This is a genomic window from Streptomyces sp. NPDC030799 (assembly GCF_055572255.1).
On record NZ_JBVIDS010000008.1, the window covers coordinates 229927 to 245228 of the forward strand.

Here is a 15302-nt window from a genome sequence, read left to right on the forward strand (position 1 = left end):
GGGTTGACCCGATCCGCGTCGGCGCGCGCCTCATCCGGCGAGCGGCAGCCGGGACAGCCGTAGCCCCGTCCGTTCCCGGCGTCCCTTTTCGAACTCGGCCAGCAGTTCGGCGAGTTGCTCCAGGTGCCGGGGTGCCGGGCGGCCGGAGTCGTCGAGGTGGACGGCGCAGGCGGTGGTCGCGTCGACGAGCCGTTCGAGGGTGGCGACCATCTCGTCCGCGCCCTCGGAGTGCCGGGCGAGCGAGGGCAGTTCGGCGGCGGCGAGGGCGATGGCCGAACGGGCCTCGGCGAGGGTGCGGTAGGCCTCGCGGCGCAGGGTCCAGCGGGTGGCACGGTCGGGGGACCGGCTCAGCACATGCGCGAGGTAGGCGTGCGCGGCGTTCCCCGCGGCGGCCAGCCGGGCCCGCACTCCCCCGCCCCGCTGCCCCGGCATCGGCAGATGCCCGACGACGAGCACGATCACGCAGGCCAGCAGCGTCTCCCCGATCCGGCTGACGGAGGCCTGCGGCTCACCGCCGACCATCACCAGACTGAGAACGAGTACGGTCACGACCGCGGTCTGGGCGGCGAAGTGCCGTGTGGCGACCGGGATCAGGGCCCCGCTGACGGCCACGAGCACGATGAGCCCGCCGGGCCGCGGCAGCACCGCGGCGAAGGCGGCGAACAGCACAGCGCCGAGCACGGTTCCCGCCGCCCGGCACAGCACCCGGGAGGCGAGCGGCCCGAGGTCGGGCTTGACGAGGAAGACGACGGTGGCGGGCAGCCAGTACCAGTGCTGGTGGTGGCCGTACCAGCGGGTGTGGTGCAGCGCCTGGGCGAGGGCGGCGCCGGCCCCGAAGCAGAGGGCGACCCGCAGCCCGTACTCGCGTCCGCCCGCCCCCGACGCGGCGCCGACGGCGGCACGGACGGCGTCCTTTGCACCCCGGCGCCGGGCGAGCGACCGCTGTTGTGCGCCCTCCGCCCGGTCGAAGACCTCGGCGGCGCGCAGCAGGGCGTCGTCGAGTGCGCGCAGGGCGGGGGCGGACCGGCGGGGGGCGGGCAGCGGACCGGTGGCGGTGTTGCCGCGGACTGCGGCGGCGAGCCGCCGGGGCCCTTGCGCGGCCCGCGCCGAGACCGGCTCCCCCGCCCAGAACAGCGCGGTGGCGGCCTCGGCGAGCGGAAGGGCGGCCCTGTACTGCGCATGCAGCCGGCGCTCGGCGGCGGAACTGGCGTACCGGCGCAGCCGGGGCCCGGCGAGGGCGTCCTGGGCATGGTCGAGCGCGGCGGTGAGCGCGGCCCGCCGGGCGGTGGCCTGTTCACCGCCCACGGCGTCCAGGAGTTCGGCGACGGCGTCGTACACCGCGGCGACCGCCGCCCGCTCCCCGTCGAACCTGAAGTCACCGGCGGTGGCACCGGGCGCGGGCAGGGCCAGCCGCAAGGCGAGCAGCCATCCGGCACCGGCGAGGAAGACGAGGGCGCGCAGGGGGCCGCTCTCGGCCGCCGGCATCCCTGCGCCGAGGGCGGCACCGACGAGCAGCTGCGTTCCCACGGCGGACGCGACGGGCCCGACCGCGCTGACACCGCCGGCGACCAGCCCGAGCCCGGTGAGCGCCAGGGCGAGCGGTACGGCCGCCAGCCCCTGCCCGGCATACGTGCCCACGAGCAGCCCGAGGGCACCGGCCAGCGCGGGCGCCCCGAGCCGCTTGACGGAGGCGCGCCGGCTGCCCGGCCGGTCGTTGATGCCGGCGAGCATCGCGCCGATGGCGGCCAGCACACCGTCGGGCGTCCGGCCGGCGACCACCCCGGCGAGCAACAGCGGCCCGGCGGCGAACGCGCCCCTGGTCACCGCGCTCCAGGGGACGGGACCGCGCTGTGCGCGCAGGGCATGGGCGAGCCAGGGAGGTGCGGCGAGCCGGGACACGGGACTCCTGTTCGTGCGAGGGCGGGGTGGGGGTGCCTTCGGACGACGGTGGCCGGGTGGGCTGGGCTTCCACGGTAGGGGGCGTTCGCCGGGCGAACCGGACGATCATGTTTCGGGCAGGTGAAAGGTGCCGGGACGGCCGGTTTCTTTATGAACGCAATTCCCGCGTTCCTTGCGGACGCGATTGCCCGGCGACGATCTCCTCGGCCTCGGTCACGGCGCGGACCAGGACATCGGGTTCGGCCCGCAGCGCGCCCACCACCGCGTCGATCCCTCGCAGCCCGGCCCGCTGCAGCAGCCGCTTCTCGTTCGTCACCCACTCCCCGCGTGCCGCGAGGACCCCGTGGGCGGCCTGGGTGGCGGCCGTGGCGAGGGAGCCGGCGGTCTCCGTGAGGCGGCCGTGGGCGGCGTGGTGGGCCTTCGCGTAGGCGAGCGTCGCGCGGGCGGTGCCGTACCAGCGCTCGGCGGCGGTGACGCGCAGCCTGGCAGGGTAGCCGGCCGGGCGGGGCAGGGTGCCGCTGAGCACCTGGTTGACGGCCAGTTCGGCCACGATCAGGTAGGTGGGGATGCCGGCGAGGTGGAAGAGCAGCGGCTCCACCCGGAACCGTCCCGCCTCCGCCTCCGCGAGCTCGTGCTCGACCACGTCCAGGTCCCGGTAGTGCACATCGACGCTGCGTCCGTCGATGTGCAGCCAGGCTCCGCCGTTGAAGACCCCGCCGCCCCATCCGCCGATGTCCGAGACCTCTCCGGGCCAGCCGACGGCTCGCAGGTCGTCCGGGTCGAACGGGCCGCGGTAGTAGATCGCCAGGTCCCAGTCACTGTCGGGCCGGTGGGTGCCCTGGGCCCGGGAACCGCCGAGGGCCACCGCTCGGACAGCGGGAAGGGAGGCGAGGCGCTCGGCGGTGCGGGCGAGGAAGTCGGAATCGGAGGGCTCGGGCACGGCACCGGAAGACTCGGGCATGCCCTCAGCCTGCCGCAGCCGTCCCGGAGTCCGCTCCCGAAATGAGATGCGGGCAGGGCCGAGAGAAAGGATTATCGGGGCGTCGTCCACCGCCCCCCAGGAGCAGCCCTCGTGATCCAGCGCGTGACCGCCCCGGCCCTCTTCCCGCCGCCCACCTACTCCCACGCCTCCGTCGTCGAGGCCGGGACGAGGCTGGCCTTTCTGGCCGGGGCCGTACCGCTCGACGAGAAGGGGGAGATCGTCGGCCCGGGTGATCCGGTGCGACAGGCCGAGCAGGTGATCGCCAATCTTCGGGACCAACTGGACGCCGTGGGCAGTGACTTGGCGCACGTGGTCACCACGGATGTGTATGTGGTGAGCAGCGAGCCCTCGGTGCTGTCCGCGGTGTGGGACGTCGTCGAGGCCTCCGGGCTGAGCGCGGGCCCCCATTCGTCGACCCTGCTCGGTGTCGCCTGTCTCGGTTACACCGGGCAGCTGGTGGAGATCACGGCCACGGCCGTGGTGCCGGAACACGGAGGAGAGCCGGTGACGGGCGAGGTCGTGTTGCGCCGGGCCGTGGCGGAGGACGGCCGGGCCGCCGCCGAGGTGTATCTGCGGTCCTTCGACGCCGCCCTGCCCACGGTCGTCCGGGCGCACACCGACGACGAGGTGCGGGAGTACATCCGGGATGTCGTCGTCCCGTTGCGGGAGACCTGGGTGGCGGAGGCCGACGGGGCCGGGATCGTCGGGCTGATGGTGCTGGAGCAGGAGGTGCTGTCCCAGTTGTATCTGGACCCGGGGTGGCGGGGGCGCGGCATCGGTGACCGGTTCGTGGCGCTGGCCAAGGAGCGCAACCCGGGCGGGCTGTCCCTGTGGACCTTCCAGGTCAACAAGCCCGCCCACCGCTTCTACGAGCGGCACGGTTTCACCGCCGTCGAGTTCACCGACGGCAGCGGGAACGAGGAGCGGGAGCCGGACGTCCGGTACGTCTGGCGGCCCTGACCCCTGCGCGTTCCGGCTCGCCGCCACGCTGCCGCCACGCCGTCGACGTGCGCGTCGGCTACGGCAACCCTGCCGTCGTCGCCGCCGCGCACAGCACCTCGCGGAGCATCTCCGGGGTGAGCCGGCCGGTGAAGGTGTTGCGCTGGCTGACGTGGAAGCAGCCGAAGAGGGCCAGGCCGTCGAGGGGGACCCTGATGCCGTGGGCGAAGGCCGGACGGGGCCGGGGCACGGTCCAGCCCGCCTCGGTGAACGCGGGCAGCGCGGCCTGCCAGCCGAAGGCACCGAGGACGACCGCTGCCCTCAGCGTCGGGCGCAGCAGCTTCAGCTCCTGCACCAGCCAGGGGCGGCAGGTGTCGCGCTCGCCGGGGGTCGGCTTGTTGGCCGGCGGGGCGCAGTGCACGGGCGCGGTGACGCGGACGCCGTACAGTTCCAGTCCGTCGTCGGCGCTGACAGAGGTGGGCTGCGAGGCGAGCCCCACCTCATACAGCGCCTGGTAGAGCACGTCTCCGGAGCGGTCGCCGGTGAACATCCGGCCGGTGCGGTTGCCGCCGTGCGCGGCGGGGGCCAGCCCGATGATCGCCAGCCGCGCGTCGGCCGGACCGAAGCCGGGCACCGGCCGCCCCCAGTACGTCCAGTCGGCGAACGCGGCCCGTTTGGTACGGGCCACCTCCTCCCGCCACTCGACGAGCCGAGGGCAGGCCCGGCAGTCCGCGACACGCCGGTCGAGCCGGGCGAGAGCGCTGCTGTCGTCCATACGGCCACCGTATGCCGGGCAGGTCGATCCGCTCGATGTGTCCCGCACCGGCACCGGTCTCTCCGCCACCCGGCCACCCCCGCGCCCCGGGAAAATCGCCTCCGGCTCAGCCCGACCGGGAGTTAAGGTCGGGGACATGGCTTCCGAGGTTGCGGACGAGAACGTGAACGGTGGGACCGGCGAACCGGACGGGACCGGCTCCGCTCAGGCTGCCCAGGATGCCCCCGGGACCGGTGCCTCCGCTGATCGTCCCGCCAGGGCTGACCGGAACGTCGATCCGAAGATCACCGCCGCGGTTGCCGCCGCCGAGGCCGCGGGGCCGGGGCCGGGCGAGACGGTCCGGATCGACAGCTGGATCTGGGCCGTGCGTCTCATCAAGACGCGTTCCCTGGGCGCCACCGCCTGTCGGGGCGGCCACGTCCATGTGAACGGCGAGCGGGTGAAGCCTGCCTACTCCGTGCGCGTCGGCGACGAGGTGCGCCTGCGGCACGAGGGCCGGGAACGGATCGTGATCGTCAAGCGCCTGATCCGCAAGCGGGTCGGCGCCCCGGTGGCCGCCCAGTGCTACATCGACAACTCCCCTCCGCCCCCGCCCCGCGAGGCCGTCGCGCCCGTCGGCCTCCGCGACCGGGGCACCGGACGCCCCACCAAACGCGATCGCCGCGAACTGGAGCGCCTGCGCGGCCTCCCGGGCCCGGGCGCCTTCGGCACCTCCGGCGGCCCCGCAGGCCCCACCGGCTTCGCCGCGCTCGGCGGGCCCGGCGGATCGGGCGGGCGGGGCGGATCCGCGTCCGGCGGCCGCAGTGGATCCGGCGGAGCCGGCGGACGCGGCGGCTCCCGGTCCGGCGAGACCGGTGGATCCCGATCCGGCGGCAGCGGCAGGCGCGGCAGAGTCTGATCCGACGGGCACGACGGGTCGGGGTCCGGGTGGGACCGGCTGGGCAGCCTCGGAGGCGGTGATCCGAGGGGGAGACCCCCCAGGCAGCCACCCTGCCCGCAGGCATCCTCGTGATCGCCACCGGCGTCATGGCCCAGCGGTGTCACCCTCGCCGCACCAGCCGCAGCAGCTCCCCGTTGTGCCCGCGTCGCGCCCAGGCGATCAGGGCGAGCGGCACCATCAGGATCAGCGGGGTCGCCGCGTTCTGGCCGTCGAAGACCGTGAGCTGGACGATGAACGCGCCCGCCATGAGCGCGCTGAGCGCGATCGCCGCCAAGGACTGCAGTACGGGGATCAACAGTGCTGTGGCCCCGGCGAGTTCGAGCGCGCCGATGGTGTACATGGCCCCGCTGCCCCAGCCGATCTTGTCGAAGGACTCGACGGCCGAGGGATGCGCGATGAGCTTGGGCAGCGCGCTCGCGATGCCGTAGAACAGCGCGAGCAGGACCTGCACGGACCGCAGCGCGACCTGGGCCGAGCGCCTGCGGACACCGAGGGAGCCGGTGGAGGCGGCGGAAGTGGTGGTCTCGGACATGAGGGTCTCCTGGGGAAGCGGTGCCGGTTGCTTGCACCGAGGTAGACCCGGCAGGGTCCGGAAACTCATCGCGCCTTGTGCATCCCTCCCGAACTGGTCGGTTCGGTGTCGGACGGCTCGGTGTCCTCGCGGGCGGTGCGGAACCGGTTCTGGAAGCGGACGATGTTGGAGTCGGCCGGCAGGTACCGCGCGCCGCTGATGCACACAGTGGATGCGCGTCGTTGATGAACCTCGTCACCGAAGAGTACGTTGCAAGGAGGAGTGGTGATTCCGATGCGTACGGGCAGTGAACCGGTGACCGCGCGCAGTGCTCTGCGAGCGCGGTTCTGGCTGTGCATGTGGGGGCTGGCCTGGGCGGTCTTCGGTACGGCGGCGTTCGCGGTCGCCGGGCGCCCGGGCTGGGCGGCGGCCTGTGGGGTGCTGTGGCTGGTGGTCACCGCGGACATGACCATGGTCCTCAGACACATCCGGCAGGGTCCGCACTACCAGCCGGGCCGCGACGTGCCGCCGTACCAGCCGCCGGATGGCGGACCACCGTACCCGGGACCGAGGCCGAGACGGCCGTATCCCGGACCTCCGAGGCACCGGCATCCATGAGCGGCCGAGGCGCGCCGCTCAGCCGTCGAAGCGCGCCGCCTTCAGGTACTGCGGGTTCGGGTCCAGCGCGGCCGCGAGGCGGAAATGGCGTTTGGCCTGGTCGGGACGGCCCTGGCGTTCATAGGTGCGGGCCAGTGCGAAGTGCGCGAACGCGTTGTCCGGCTCCCGCTCCAGCACGATGGTGAACTCAAGCTCGGCGGGCCGCAGTTGGGCCGCGGCGAAGAACGCACGCGCACGGAGCAGGCGGGCCGCCGTGTTCTCCGGGTACGCGGCGATGACGCCGTCGAGCAGCTTCACCGCGCCCCGCGGATCCCGCGAGTTGAGCAGTTGCTCGGCTGCACGGAAGTCGATGACATGCGTCTCCGGGGTACGTCCGGTGGAACCGCTGGTCTCGGGCACGGCAGAGTCCTTCCCTCACTGCGGCACTTCAACGCCCGCGGAGGGAGCCGCTATTCCGACCCCTGTTCCGCGGAACGCGTGCGCGCCCGCCGTACGAGGTCCTCCCACACCTCTGCGACGCGCTTGTGCAGGGCGTCCAGGGGTACGTCGTTGTCGATCAGGATGTCCGCGATCTCCCGGCGCTGCTCGCGGGTCGCCTGCGCGGCCATACGCGCGCGGGCGTCCTCCTCGGTCATCCCGCGCAGCCGGACCAGCCGGTCGAGCTGGGTCTCGGTGCTCGCGTCCACGACGATCACGAGGTCGTAGAGCGGCGCCAGTGCGTTCTCGGTGAGGAGGGGCACGTCGTGGATCACCACGGCGTCATCGGCCGCGGCGTCCTCCAGCTCGCTGGAGCGGGCGCCCACCAGGGGGTGCACGATCGCGTTGAGGACGGCGAGCTTCTCGGGGTCGGCGAAGACGATCGAGCCGAGCTTGGGCCGGTCCAGGCTGCCGTCCGCGGTGAGGACGGCCTCGCCGAAGGCCTCGACCACGGCGGCGAGGCCGGGGGTGCCCGGCGCCACGACCTCACGCGCGATGCGGTCCGCGTCGATCAGTACGGCCCCGTGCTCCACGAGCAGCCGTGACACCTCGCTCTTGCCGGCGCCGATCCCACCGGTCAGGCCCACTCTCAGCATGTCCGGAAGCTTAGGCCCTGCCACTGACAGCGGGCCCGGCGGAGGTCAGTTCTCGCCCTCCCGCTCCGCCAGGAACCGCTCGAACTCGCGTCCGATCTCGTCGGCCGACGGGATGTCGACGGGCTCGGCGAGCATGTTGCCCCGGGTCTCGGCGCCCGCGGCGGCGTCGTACTGGTGCTCCAGGCCCTGGACGAGCGCGGTGAGTTCCTCGTCGCCCTCCTGGATCTGCCGGTCGATCTCCGTCTGTGTGCGGTGCGCGTCCGTGCGCAGCGAGTGCGCGACCCCCGGCAGCACCAGCCCGGTGGCGGCCGTGATGGCCTCCAGGACGGTCAGCGCGGCGTCCGGGTACGCGGAGCGGGCGATGTAGTGCGGGACGTGCGCGGCGACACCCAGGACCTCGTGCCCGGCCTCCATCAGCCGGTACTCCACCAGCGACTCGGCGCTGCCGGGGACCTGTGCCTCGTCGAAGGGGCTGCGGTGGCCCGGGACGAGGTCGGTGCGGTTGCCGTGCGGCGTGAGCCCCACCGGCCGGGTGTGCGGGACGCCCATGGGGATGCCGTGGAAGTTCACGGACAGGCGTACACCGAGCCGCTCCACGATCTGCCGTACGGCTGCCGCGAACCGCTCCCACTCCACGTCCGGCTCGGGCCCGGACAGCAGGAGGAAGGGGGCGCCCGTGGCGTCCTGGACGAGGCGGACCTCGATGGCCGGGACCTCGTAGTCGGTCCAGCGGTCCCGCTTGAAGGTCAGCAGGGGCCGGCGGGCCCGGTAGTCCACGAGCCGGTCGTGGTCGAAGCGGGCGACGAGCTGGTGGGGCAGTGAGTCGAGCAGCCGGTCGACGATCTGGTCTCCGGTCTCGCCCGCGTCGATGTATCCGTCGAAGTGGTAGAGCATGACAAGGCCGGCCGACTCCTGGGCGAGCGCCATGTCGACCACGGCGAGGCCCTTCGGCTCCCATGCGTACAAACCCTGCGGATCAAGCACTGTGACCGCTCCTCCTCGTGTTCGTCATCGTCAACACGCCCTGGAGCGGGGGCATTCCCGCGACACGCCGCTGATCAGGGATCTCGTGGAGCCGGTACGCACAAAGGGCACGGGCAACTCCCCAGGGGCGCGGGGCCGTGTCGATGTGCGGCTCCGCCGCGTGGGCGCGACAAGCCGCAGACGGCCCGCACGCGAAAGACGACGAACAGCCCCCGGAAATGCCTGAGGGGCCGTACCCGGAAAGGTACGGCCCCTCAGAGCCGGCTATCGGCTAAGCCTCAGCGGCAGCGATCAGCTCTGGCCGCCGGCCAGCTTCTCGCGCAGCGCGGCCAGCGCCTCGTCCGAGGCCAGCGCACCGGAGGTGTCGGCGCCCTCGGAGGAGTACGAACCGCCGGTCGCGGCCGGAGCCGCAGCCTCGCCGCCCTCGGCCGCAGCAGCGGCGTCGGCCTCGCGGGACTTGATGACCTGCTGCTGGTGCTGCTCGAAGCGGGCCTGCGCCTCGGCGTACTGGCGCTCCCACTCCTCGCGCTGCTTCTCGTAGCCCGGCAGCCAGTCGTTGGTCTCCGGGTCGAAGCCCTCGGGGTAGATGTAGTTGCCCTGGTCGTCGTAGGACGCGGCCATGCCGTACAGGGTCGGGTCGAACTCGACCGAGGCCGGGTCGGCACCGAAGGACTCGTTGGCCTGCTTCAGCGAGAGGCTGATGCGGCGGCGCTCGAGGTCGATGTCGATGACCTTGACGAAGATCTCGTCGTTGACCTGGACGACCTGCTCCGGGATCTCCACGTGGCGCTCGGCCAGCTCGGAGATGTGGACCAGACCCTCGATGCCCTCGTCCACGCGGACGAACGCACCGAACGGAACCAGCTTCGTGACCTTACCGGGCACGACCTGGCCGATCTGGTGGGTGCGGGCGAACTGCTGCCACGGGTCTTCCTGGGTCGCCTTCAGCGACAGGGAGACGCGCTCGCGGTCCATGTCGACGTCGAGGACCTCGACGGTGACCTCCTGGCCGACCTCGACGACCTCGGACGGGTGGTCGATGTGCTTCCAGGACAGCTCGGAGACGTGGACCAGACCGTCGACGCCACCCAGGTCCACGAAGGCACCGAAGTTGACGATCGAGGAGACCACACCGGAGCGGACCTGACCCTTCTGGAGGGTCGTGAGGAACGTCTGGCGGACCTCGGACTGGGTCTGCTCCAGCCAGGCGCGGCGGGACAGGACCACGTTGTTGCGGTTCTTGTCCAGCTCGATGATCTTGGCCTCGAGCTCCTTGCCGACGTACGGCTGGAGGTCGCGGACGCGGCGCATCTCGACCAGGGAGGCCGGGAGGAAGCCACGGAGGCCGATGTCGAGGATGAGACCACCCTTGACGACCTCGATGACGGTACCGGTGACGATGCCGTCCTCTTCCTTGATCTTCTCGATGGTGCCCCAGGCACGCTCGTACTGGGCGCGCTTCTTCGAGAGGATCAGGCGGCCTTCCTTGTCCTCCTTCTGGAGGACCAGGGCCTCGATCTCGTCGCCGACGGCGACGACCTCGTTCGGGTCGACGTCGTGCTTGATCGAGAGCTCGCGGCTCGGGATGACACCTTCGGTCTTGTAACCGATGTCGAGCAGGACCTCGTCCCGGTCGACCTTCACGATGACGCCGTCGACGATGTCGCCGTCGTTGAAGTACTTGATCGTCTCGTCGATCGCTGCGAGGAAGGCTTCCTCGTTACCGATGTCGTTGACCGCTACCTGCGGGGTGGTGGCGGTGGTCTCGGTGCTGCTCGTCATGTGGGAAAGGGCTCCGGTACGGACATTGAAGTCGTAGGTACTGCTTACGCCGGGAGCCCGTTTCGCTCTGCAGAAGCCGGACAGCCAAGGAAGCGCCCCACCAGAGACTGGTGATGGCGCCTCGACAACCGAGGGGACATACAACAGATGCGAGCGCAGCCTGCTACGTCTGAGGTGCGCAGGCCCGCAGCGCAACTTGTAGCATACGGGGGCAGCCGGACATGGTCAATGCGCGAAGTCGCACACCCGGGGCAGAACCCCGCACAACCGGCAGAAGAAACGTCCCTTGAGGCCACGAGGCCCGTGGGACCGCTTCCGTCATGGACCCCTTCCGGTTGGACGGAAGAGTACGACGAGGGAGCCGATCATCCAAGAGCCGGACGCATACGAGCCCGAAGGACCCGAGGCGCACGAGCCGGAGGCCACGCGACGTGACGCGGGCGTCGCGGAGAGCACACGGGCCAACCGGGGCTGGTGGGACCGCAACGCGGACGAGTACCAGACCGAGCACGGCACGTTCCTCGGCGACGACCGCTTCGTGTGGGGCCCGGAGGGCCTGGACGAGGTCGAGGCCGAGCTGCTGGGCCCGCCGGAGGAACTGAAGGAGAAGGACGTCCTGGAGATCGGCGCGGGTGCGGCGCAGTGCGCGCGCTGGCTGGCCGCCCAGGGCGCCCGCCCGGTGGCGCTGGACCTCTCGCACCGCCAGCTGCAGCACGCCCTGCGCATCGGCGGCTCGTTTCCGCTGATCTGCGCGGACGCCGGCGCACTGCCCTTCGCGGACGGCTCCTTCGACCTGGCCTGCTCGGCGTACGGCGCGCTGCCGTTCGTCGCCGACCCGCGGCTGGTGCTGCGCGAGGTGCGCCGGGTGCTGCGGCCGGGCGGCCGGTTCGTCTTCTCGGTGACGCATCCGATCCGCTGGGCGTTCCCCGACGAGCCGGGACCCGAGGGCCTGTCCGTGTCCTCCTCCTACTTCGACCGCACGCCGTACGTGGAGCAGGACGAGGACGGCCGCGCGGTCTACGTCGAGCACCACAGGACGCTCGGTGACCGCGTCCGGGACATCGCGGCGTCCGGCTTCCGGCTGGTGGACCTGGTGGAGCCGGAGTGGCCGTCCTGGAACACCTCGGAGTGGGGCGGCTGGTCGCCGCTGCGCGGCAGTCTGATCCCGGGCACGGCGATCTTCGTGTGCGAGAGGGACTGACCGGCCCCTGCCGATCACCGGGACCATGCGCGCGTGAGGGTCTGCTTCGCCGTCGTACGACACTGGGGGCGTGATCCGTTACGACGCCCTGGACGCGCTGCCCGTGCGTTCCGCCCTGACCGCTCTGACCGAGGCCCTGGAGGATGCCGGTACCGCCGTGCTCGTGGCACCGCCCGGCACCGGCAAGACGACGCTGGTCCCGCTCGTGCTGGCGGGGCTGGTCGGCGGCGGGTGCGCGCGGCGGGTCGTGGTGGCCGAGCCGCGCCGGATCGCGGCCCGGGCGGCGGCCCGGCGGATGGCCTGGCTGCTGGGCGAGCGGCCGGGCGAGAGCGTCGGCTTCACGGTGCGCGGCGAGCGGGTCGCCGGGCGGCACACACGCGTGGAGGTCGTGACGACCGGTGTGCTGCTGCAGCGGCTGCAGCGCGACCAGGAGCTGGCCGGCGTGGACGTCGTCGTGCTGGACGAGTGCCACGAACGGCATCTGGACGCCGACACGGTCGCTGCGTTCCTGTGGGACGTACGGCAGACCCTGCGGCCGGAGCTGCGGCTGGTGGCCGCCTCGGCGACGACGGACGCGGAGGGCTGGGCGCGGCTGCTGGGCGGGGCGCCCGTGGTCGAGGCGGAGGGCGTCGCCCATCCGGTGGAGGTGGTGTGGGCGCCTCCCGCACGCCCGGTACGGCCGCCGCACGGGATGCGCGTCGATCCGGCGCTGCTGGCGCACGTCGCCTCGGTGGTGCGCCGGGCGCTGGCCGAGCGGCACGGGGACGTGCTGTGCTTCCTGCCCGGGGCGGGCGAGATCGCGCGGGTGGCGGGGCAGCTCGGGGATCTCGGAGCGGTGGATGTGCTGCAGGTCCATGGACGGGCGCCGGCTTCCGTGCAGGACGCGGTGCTCGCTCCGGGGGCGCGGCGCCGGGTGGTCCTGGCGACCTCGGTGGCCGAGTCGTCGCTGACGGTGCCCGGGGTGCGGGTGGTGGTGGACGCGGGGCTCGCGCGGGAGCCACGGGTGGACCACGCGCGTGGGCTGAGCGGGCTGACGACGGTACGCGCCTCGCGGGCCACCGGACGGCAGCGGGCGGGGCGGGCCGGGCGCGAGGCACCGGGGGTGGTGTACCGGTGCTGGACGGAGGCCGAGGACGGGCGTCTGCCGGCGTTTCCGGCGCCGGAGATCAAGGTGGCCGATCTGACGGCGTTTGCCTTGCAGGCGGCTTGCTGGGGGGATCCGGACGCCTCCGGGCTGGCGCTGCTCGATCCGCCGCCGGGTGGAGGGATGGCGGCGGCGCGCTCCGCGCTGACAGCGGTGGGGGCGGTGGACTGCGTCGGTCGGGCGACTCCCACCGGAGTGCGGTTGGCTCGGCTGGGGGTGCACCCTCGGCTGGGGCGGGCGCTCCTGGATACGGCCGGCGAAGGTGCGGAAGTCGTCGCTCTGCTCTCCGAAGAAGTGCCTCGGGACTACGGGGATGATCTTGCCGGCGCGTTGCGCCGTGCTCGGCGCGGCGGTGACGCCTACTCTGCGCGGTGGACCGCGGAAGTAGGGCGGCTGCGGGCCGGCTCGGGGGAGTCTTCCCACCCGTCGTCCCCCGGCCGTCGGCCACAGGGCGCCGTCCGGGTCGGACGAGGCACCGGTGATGACGCGCTCGCTGCGCTTGTTGCCGCGCTCGCCTTTCCCGAGCGGGTCGCCAAGCTGGACGGGGGGTCGTACCTCATGGCGTCCGGGACCCGGGCCGAGCTGGCGGAGGGGTCCGGGTTGCGTGGGGCCCCCTGGATCGTCGTCGCCGTTGCCGATCGGCCCGCCGGGAAGGGGCACGCGCGTGTGCTGCTCGGGGCTGCCGTGGAGGAGGGGGTGGCTCTCGCCGCCGCCGGGACGCTGCTCGCCGAGCGGGACGAGGTGCACTGGGCCGACGGTGATGTCGTGGCCCGGCGTGTGGAGCGGCTGGGGGCCGTCGAGCTGGCCGTGCGGCCCCTGAAGGAGACCGAGCCGGCCCTCGTACGCGCGGCCCTCCTCGAAGGGCTGCGGCAGGAGGGGCTCGGGTTGTTGCGCTGGTCAGCGGACGCCGAGCTGCTGCGGCAGCGGCTGGCCTTTCTGCGGGCGCATCTCGGAGAGCCGTGGCCGGACGTGTCCGACGGTGCGCTCCACGCGCGCGTGGACGAGTGGCTGGAGCCGGAGCTGAGCAGGGCGCGACGGCGGGCCGATCTCGGGCGGATCGACGCAGGGCAGGGGCTGGCGCGGTTGCTGCCGTGGGCGAGCGGGCACGCCGCGCGGCTGGACGAGCTGGCGCCCGAGCGGATCACCGTGCCGAGTGGGTCCAGAATCCGGATCGACTATCGGGATCCCCGGCGGCCCGTACTCGCGGTGAAGCTCCAGGAGATGTTCGGGCTGCGCGACACGCCTGCCGTCAGCGGCGTACCGCTGCTCGTCCATCTGCTCTCCCCCGCCGGGCGGCCCGCCGCCGTCACGGCCGACCTCGCCTCCTTCTGGAAGGACGGCTACAAGGCCGTACGCGCGGAGCTGCGCGGGCGGTATCCGAAGCATCCGTGGCCCGAGGACCCGGCGACCGCCGAGCCCACCCGGCACACGAACGCGCGGCTCAGGCGCTGACCGGTTCGGGTTCCGTCGTCCGGGCCGGGGCCGGGTCCTCGGGGCGGCGGGCGCGGGCCTCCAGGTAGAGGGAGAAGGCCAGGAGCAGCAGGCCTGCCGTCAGGGAGGCCCAGGGCACGTACGAGGTGAGCATCAGGACCAGGGTGCGGTTGTGCTTGACCAGGGCGACCGTGTGCTCGGTGTAGTCCTCGCGCATCCTCACGTCCCCGGCGAACGCCGTGACCCTGTCCCGGCCGCCCAGCAGGGTGCCGCCGCGCAGCTCCTCCTTGTGGAGTTCCTCGCCGTAGACGGGTGCGCCGGTGACCGGTTCGACCCAGAACCTGCGGACGGTGCTGTACCAGCGGGTGGTGCCCGTCCTGGCGACCGATTCGGGGGTGATGCCCTGGACGGGCATGGTCTTCGGCATCGGGACCTTCGTCCAGGGGATGGTCTGTTCGAAGTAGTAGACCTTCAGGCCGCGGAAGGTCTGGGTGCCCTTGTAGTGGATGGGGCCGGCGGTGCGGGTCTGTGCGTCGAAGTACTCGTAGTCGCGTTTCTGTGTCAGGAAGGGCCACTTGAACTCGATGCCCTGACGGGTGACCGGGTCGCCGTCGACCATCTCGCCGGTGGCATGGACGGGGTCCTGGCTGTGGGCGTCGAAGATGTACCGCTCGGGGATGCGGGAGACCATCTTGCCGTCGGGTCCCTGCACGTAGGAGAGGCTGTCCCAGACCACGACCGGCCGGCCCGCCGTCTTCTCGATCTTCTTCGCGGCCTCCACATTTCCCTTGAGGGTCTGCACGATGGTGACCTTGGAGACCTTCTTCGCGCGCATGGTGCCGTAGTCGAGGAGGGTGGCGCCGTTGGCCTCCAGGACCATGTCCTGGTACTGGTTCGCGGGGATCCTGGCCAGGCGCGGGAAGGCGTACCAGCGCATGAGCGGGGACAGCGCCGCACAGAAGACGGCGCAGGCGAGCAGGACCAGGCTTGCCTTGCGGCGCATGGAGGGCCTCCCTCCCGGAG

At 72.6% G+C, this 15302-nt stretch carries 14 protein-coding genes and 1 pseudogene; 6 read left to right on the forward strand and 9 right to left on the reverse strand.

The window, feature by feature from the left end; genetic code table 11:
• Positions 1–30 precede the first annotated feature (30 nt).
• The gene (locus ACZ41I_RS21710) at positions 31–1899 is read right to left on the reverse strand and encodes an FUSC family protein (protein ID WP_468514830.1); all 1869 of its coding nucleotides are present in this window, start codon (positions 1897–1899) and stop codon (positions 31–33) included.
• 148 nt (positions 1900–2047) lie between these two features.
• Positions 2048–2860 carry a nucleotidyltransferase domain-containing protein gene (locus tag ACZ41I_RS21715; RefSeq protein WP_468514831.1) on the reverse strand — a complete coding sequence of 271 codons (813 nt, stop codon included), beginning with the start codon at positions 2858–2860 and terminating at the stop codon, positions 2048–2050.
• Positions 2861–2983: 123 nt separating this feature from the next.
• Between ACZ41I_RS21715 and ACZ41I_RS21720 the strand changes: the two are divergent.
• Both ACZ41I_RS21720 and ACZ41I_RS21725 read left to right on the forward strand, forming a co-directional pair.
• Positions 2984–3304 (forward strand): annotated as a pseudogene (locus tag ACZ41I_RS21720) (RidA family protein); the annotation flags it as partial.
• A gap of 81 nt (positions 3305–3385) precedes the next feature.
• A complete protein-coding gene (locus ACZ41I_RS21725) occupies positions 3386–3841 on the forward strand; it encodes a GNAT family N-acetyltransferase (protein WP_468514906.1) in 456 nt (151 codons plus the stop codon).
• Between the two features lie 58 nt (positions 3842–3899).
• Here the strand turns inward: ACZ41I_RS21725 and ACZ41I_RS21730 are convergent, their stop codons facing one another.
• Positions 3900–4595: a uracil-DNA glycosylase gene (locus ACZ41I_RS21730; RefSeq protein WP_399770141.1), complete on the reverse strand. Its 696-nt coding sequence runs from the start codon at positions 4593–4595 to the stop codon at positions 3900–3902.
• Between the two features lie 136 nt (positions 4596–4731).
• Here ACZ41I_RS21730 and ACZ41I_RS21735 point away from each other — a divergent pair, with 136 nt between their 5' ends.
• Entirely contained in the window at positions 4732–5493 is a 762-nt protein-coding gene (locus tag ACZ41I_RS21735; RefSeq protein WP_468514832.1) for an RNA-binding S4 domain-containing protein, read from the forward strand.
• A 142-nt stretch (positions 5494–5635) separates the two neighbouring features.
• Here the strand turns inward: ACZ41I_RS21735 and ACZ41I_RS21740 are convergent, their stop codons facing one another.
• Positions 5636–6067 carry a DoxX family protein gene (locus ACZ41I_RS21740; protein WP_468514833.1) on the reverse strand — a complete coding sequence of 144 codons (432 nt, stop codon included), beginning with the start codon at positions 6065–6067 and terminating at the stop codon, positions 5636–5638.
• Positions 6068–6340: 273 nt separating this feature from the next.
• Between ACZ41I_RS21740 and ACZ41I_RS21745 the strand changes: the two genes are divergently transcribed.
• Entirely contained in the window at positions 6341–6664 is a 324-nt protein-coding gene (locus ACZ41I_RS21745) for a DUF6343 family protein (RefSeq protein ID WP_468514834.1), read from the forward strand.
• Between the two features lie 18 nt (positions 6665–6682).
• Here ACZ41I_RS21745 and ACZ41I_RS21750 read toward each other — a convergent pair whose 3' ends face one another.
• The 4 genes from ACZ41I_RS21750 to rpsA all read right to left on the reverse strand — a co-directional run bounded on the left by ACZ41I_RS21750 (position 6683) and on the right by rpsA (position 10503).
• A complete protein-coding gene (locus ACZ41I_RS21750) occupies positions 6683–7063 on the reverse strand; it encodes a tetratricopeptide repeat protein (RefSeq protein ID WP_468514835.1) in 381 nt (126 codons plus the stop codon).
• A gap of 50 nt (positions 7064–7113) precedes the next feature.
• The gene (coaE, locus tag ACZ41I_RS21755) at positions 7114–7737 is read right to left on the reverse strand and encodes a dephospho-CoA kinase (protein ID WP_399770133.1); all 624 of its coding nucleotides are present in this window, start codon (positions 7735–7737) and stop codon (positions 7114–7116) included.
• A 45-nt stretch (positions 7738–7782) separates the two neighbouring features.
• The gene (locus ACZ41I_RS21760) at positions 7783–8721 is read right to left on the reverse strand and encodes a PAC2 family protein (protein ID WP_363213636.1); all 939 of its coding nucleotides are present in this window, start codon (positions 8719–8721) and stop codon (positions 7783–7785) included.
• A gap of 291 nt (positions 8722–9012) precedes the next feature.
• Positions 9013–10503 carry a 30S ribosomal protein S1 gene (rpsA, locus tag ACZ41I_RS21765; RefSeq protein WP_023551529.1) on the reverse strand — a complete coding sequence of 497 codons (1491 nt, stop codon included), beginning with the start codon at positions 10501–10503 and terminating at the stop codon, positions 9013–9015.
• A 364-nt stretch (positions 10504–10867) separates the two neighbouring features.
• On the opposite strand from rpsA, the gene ACZ41I_RS21770 reads away from it, so the two are divergent.
• Together ACZ41I_RS21770 and hrpB are read left to right on the forward strand one after the other, a co-directional pair.
• Positions 10868–11704: a class I SAM-dependent methyltransferase gene (locus ACZ41I_RS21770; protein ID WP_399770510.1), complete on the forward strand. Its 837-nt coding sequence runs from the start codon at positions 10868–10870 to the stop codon at positions 11702–11704.
• A gap of 70 nt (positions 11705–11774) precedes the next feature.
• Complete coding sequence (gene hrpB / locus ACZ41I_RS21775; protein ID WP_468514836.1) at positions 11775–14300, forward strand: ATP-dependent helicase HrpB; 2526 nt, start codon at positions 11775–11777, stop codon at positions 14298–14300.
• Here the strand turns inward: hrpB and pgfA are convergent.
• Positions 14290–15282 carry a cell envelope lipid trafficking protein PgfA gene (pgfA, locus tag ACZ41I_RS21780; protein ID WP_399770128.1) on the reverse strand — a complete coding sequence of 331 codons (993 nt, stop codon included), beginning with the start codon at positions 15280–15282 and terminating at the stop codon, positions 14290–14292. The two genes, hrpB and pgfA, sit on opposite strands and share 11 nt — an antisense overlap.
• Positions 15283–15302: the final 20 nt, after the last annotated feature.

Coding starts and splice junctions, on each gene's coding strand:
- ACZ41I_RS21715 (WP_468514831.1), bottom strand. CDS start 2,860: ATGCCCGAGTCTTCCGGTGCCGTGCCCGAGCCCTCCGATTCCGACTTC.
- ACZ41I_RS21730 (WP_399770141.1), bottom strand. CDS start 4,595: ATGGACGACAGCAGCGCTCTCGCCCGGCTCGACCGGCGTGTCGCGGAC.
- ACZ41I_RS21735 (WP_468514832.1), top strand. CDS start 4,732: ATGGCTTCCGAGGTTGCGGACGAGAACGTGAACGGTGGGACCGGCGAA.
- ACZ41I_RS21740 (WP_468514833.1), bottom strand. CDS start 6,067: ATGTCCGAGACCACCACTTCCGCCGCCTCCACCGGCTCCCTCGGTGTC.
- ACZ41I_RS21745 (WP_468514834.1), top strand. CDS start 6,341: ATGCGTACGGGCAGTGAACCGGTGACCGCGCGCAGTGCTCTGCGAGCG.
- coaE (WP_399770133.1), bottom strand. CDS start 7,737: ATGCTGAGAGTGGGCCTGACCGGTGGGATCGGCGCCGGCAAGAGCGAG.
- rpsA (WP_023551529.1), bottom strand. CDS start 10,503: ATGACGAGCAGCACCGAGACCACCGCCACCACCCCGCAGGTAGCGGTC.
- pgfA (WP_399770128.1), bottom strand. CDS start 15,282: ATGCGCCGCAAGGCAAGCCTGGTCCTGCTCGCCTGCGCCGTCTTCTGT.